2 protein-coding genes and 2 pseudogenes are annotated in these 3,230 nt (G+C 57.4%); 2 read left to right on the top strand and 2 right to left on the bottom strand.

The window, feature by feature from the left end; all coding sequences use genetic code 11:
• Positions 1-251: 251 nt before the first annotated feature.
• A pseudogene (locus KIP88_RS47705) lies at positions 252-562 on the top strand (M24 family metallopeptidase); the annotation flags it as partial.
• A gap of 326 nt (positions 563-888) precedes the next feature.
• Here KIP88_RS47705 and KIP88_RS48945 read toward each other — a convergent pair.
• Complete coding sequence (locus KIP88_RS48945; RefSeq protein WP_214494568.1) at positions 889-972, bottom strand: SDR family NAD(P)-dependent oxidoreductase; 84 nt, start codon at positions 970-972, stop codon at positions 889-891.
• Positions 973-1,039: 67 nt separating this feature from the next.
• A complete protein-coding gene (locus KIP88_RS45415; protein ID WP_249791559.1) occupies positions 1,040-1,900 on the bottom strand; it encodes a CmcJ/NvfI family oxidoreductase in 861 nt (286 codons plus the stop codon).
• 1,039 nt (positions 1,901-2,939) lie between these two features.
• On the opposite strand from KIP88_RS45415, the pseudogene KIP88_RS45410 reads away from it, so the two are divergent.
• Positions 2,940-3,230: pseudogene (locus tag KIP88_RS45410) on the top strand (hypothetical protein); the annotation flags it as partial.

Here is a 3,230-nt window from a genome sequence, read left to right as displayed (position 1 = left end):
CCGCGAAAATTGGCTGCTCATCGCATAAATTCCGCGAAATAAACGCCAAACGATAGATTTTCAGTCAAACCGTCACCGATCGAGACGGCACCGCCAACTCAAGCCGATCTCAGGCGAGCCAAGTCATTCATAATCCATTCGGCCCGAGGCCCAAGTCCACTCATTTCCCGCTGCCGTTGCGCAGAATAAATCCGCACCTTTTCGCCGACCACGATCTCCTCTTAGCCGGAGCTGCGCTCACCCGGAGGCTAGCGTTGAACGCGGTCCGGCCCGGCGCCACCTGTAGCGAAGTAGCCAACGCCTTTTATCGAACGATTGAAAAGCAGGGCTTCAAGAAAGAATCGCGCTGTGGTTACGCGATTGGCATAGATTGGCTGGAGCCCACTGCGAGCCTCAAGGATGGCGACAAGACAGAGCTCAAGCCGAACATGACCTTCCATCTGATGCTTGGCAATGGGTCGACGAGGATTTTGGCTATGTCATCAGTGAGACATTCCGCGTCAGCGAATCCGGTGCCGAAACACTGACCCGTGCGCCACGACAGCTTTTCGAGCTCATTTAGCTCTGACAGAGATTTCGGACGAGCAGTTCGCGCCTGCTAGCCGATACCAACGGCCCCGAAGACGGTCGCAGTCGACGGGCAACACCCCTGTTGCTCTGCGGTGGTGATCGTCACCTCGGATATACTTTCTTTGCCGACGCCTATCTAGAGAGGCATTGACGCCCGGGTTGTTGATGATGATGTCGATCAGTTCCGAGTGCGTCCCTAAGCGAGGCGATCGATGCCTCGTCGGCCACGTTTAGGCTGCATGATCCGCACGCGGCCGGCGGAAGATGCCGAGAGCTTCTGCGGCTCATCGGCCTCCGTCGGATTGCGGCAAGCGGCGATTACTTTGCCCCCTCGGCGGCGTATCGCTGCGCGAGTGCAAGACCGATGCCCTGGTTCGCGCCCGTGATCAGAACCGTCGTCATCTAACGACCGTTTCGGCGTAGCCTGCAGAAAATCCTAAGTGGACCTGCGATCAGTGATTTTGGCCGTTCAGTCGTAGTAAACGAAGAATCTACACTCGACGCTCCTACGAGGTTTGGCATTCGGAAAGGCGAGACGATTGTCGAAAGCGGTGTGCGCGGACCGCGGATCACAATTCTCGTTGGAATCGTAGCCCTTGAAGAGAATGAATTCGCCTGGCTTCATGTTCTCGAAATAATACCAACGATGAAGGGGGCTATAGTGGACGCGCCACATACCGTGCCTGATACCGTGTCTGTCATGGTGCGTATGGACAAGATCCGTATCCAAGACCGTGGATCCATCGCAGAGTGCCAACGGGAAATCCTGCGGCGGTTCCGAGAGGGCATGCCAAGTCTGAATGACCATCAATCGAGAATATGCTCGAATCGGAATGACCTGCAGTTGGTTCTCACGCGCAGCCATCATGGGAGCTGCGATCGTTGAGTAGTCAACGTGAGCAATCCCAGAGACCTCGTTCGTTACGAGAGCGCGTTCCTCGTTCATGCCCGGAGGCGCGCCGCGGGAGCGGATAATCACGGCGTCTTTTTTCGGGATGACCCACGACGCGTTGAAATAATCCTTGATGAGCGGGACCATTTCTTCCAGATACTTGTCGCGCATCGCGTCCGGATCTTGTGCGTTTGCGCAGGACAAGTTGTGCTGAACGAGGGTGAACCCTTCTCTATCGAGGCTCAGGTCACCTACGATCGGCCGTGCGTCTCGAATGGTGACGTCGTACGTGACCGCGGGAGCGTCGTTTCGCGAAAAAACAATTTCAGGGGCCCTTTCCTCGGGTGAGCGCCGAGCAAAGGCGAGCTTACCTTGGACGCTATTGAGTTGGTCTCGATTGATCGGCGTCGTCGACGACGCTCCCGTGGAGGCTGCCATCGTTTCTCTCCCTAAATCCGCATCTGGTTTCTCTGTGCGTAAGATTATTTTAGATGCGCGTCGACGCATGACGGCCCCGAAGACTGGTGCATGATGGCGGAAATTCTGCTGGTGAAGGCTGTAGCGTGCCGCTTTCCCGCAGTATGCGCGCGCATGCGCGGCGCCCGGCTTAGTCCGACAAAAGACCGCACTGTTGCATTCTCGGTCGACTTCGCAGGCGGTCTATCAGGCGAAGTTCACTATTGCGTCCGTCACAACCGAACTAAATTGGGCGACTTGCCGGCGGATGTGCGGTGAGCGACAGATCGCGGCTACAGAGGGAGCACTTCGCTCTCGCGGCCCATTCGGTGCGCTGGCACCCGAGGACTGTACCCACCGTGCGCTGAACATGCGCACGAAACGACCCCCACTCGCATTATTTTCGCAACATCGGTTCGATTCTGCAGCCTTTCGCCCTCGAGAGAACCTTAGAATATTGCTTGCTTGGGCTTGGGACGACCTTATTGCAGGGCTGTCCGTGCCGATCGATATCGAGATGGATCTGACAACAGATGAATGATCCTGCTCCTGTCCAAACTGAGCGGCGGTTCTCCTCGCTAAAGCCAGGACAATCGTTCTATGGTGCCCCCGTGGGCATCTTGCAACTCGAGCGCCTCCAGCGCCCTGGGATCCGTCCCTTCATTCCAGGAAGTGTCGGAAATGCCAGTACTTGGACCGTGCCGGTGCGTTACAAGACGGTCCCTGGGCTCACTTTCGACCACCTTCTCCGGCCCTTCGACAATAAAATGAAGTCAGCCGTGGCTCAGGCGGCGACCGAGCTCGAACGCGAGGGTGCACAACTCATCACCTCTAACTGCGGGTTCATGATCCGTATCAAGAGGTACTCCGCGCCGCTGTCGAGGTGCCCGTGCTCCTTTCGAGTCTTCTCCTTGCTCCGTTACTGGAACGGATGCTACCGCGAGAGAAGGCGCTTGGCATCATTACGGCGGACGCTTCTTCGCTGACACCGGACCTGTTGAAAGCAGGCGGACTATCAGCGATGTCCGAACGTGTGGTCGTCGCGGGACTCGAAGGCGCTCCGGCGTTTGCCGCCGCTTTTCTTAAGGTCAGCGGCGACCTGGACGTCCGAGCGATCGAGCGCGAAACAGTCGATGCCGCGGTAGCTTTACTCAAGGCGCGGCCCGATATTGGCATACTGCTGTTCGAGTGCTCCGAGCTACCGCCTTTCGCGGCGGCGGTCCAGCGAACCACCGGCATTCCAGTCTTCGACTTCACCTCAATGGTCGAGTTCTTCGTGAGCGGCCTGATAAGGAGACCGTTCGTCGGGCTG

The sequence above is a fragment of the Bradyrhizobium sp. SRL28 genome (assembly GCF_018596315.1).
Classification (GTDB): Bacteria; Pseudomonadota; Alphaproteobacteria; order Rhizobiales; family Xanthobacteraceae; genus Bradyrhizobium.
Note: the sequence above shows the minus strand (reverse complement) of the source record. Positions and strands in the feature narration are given on the sequence as shown.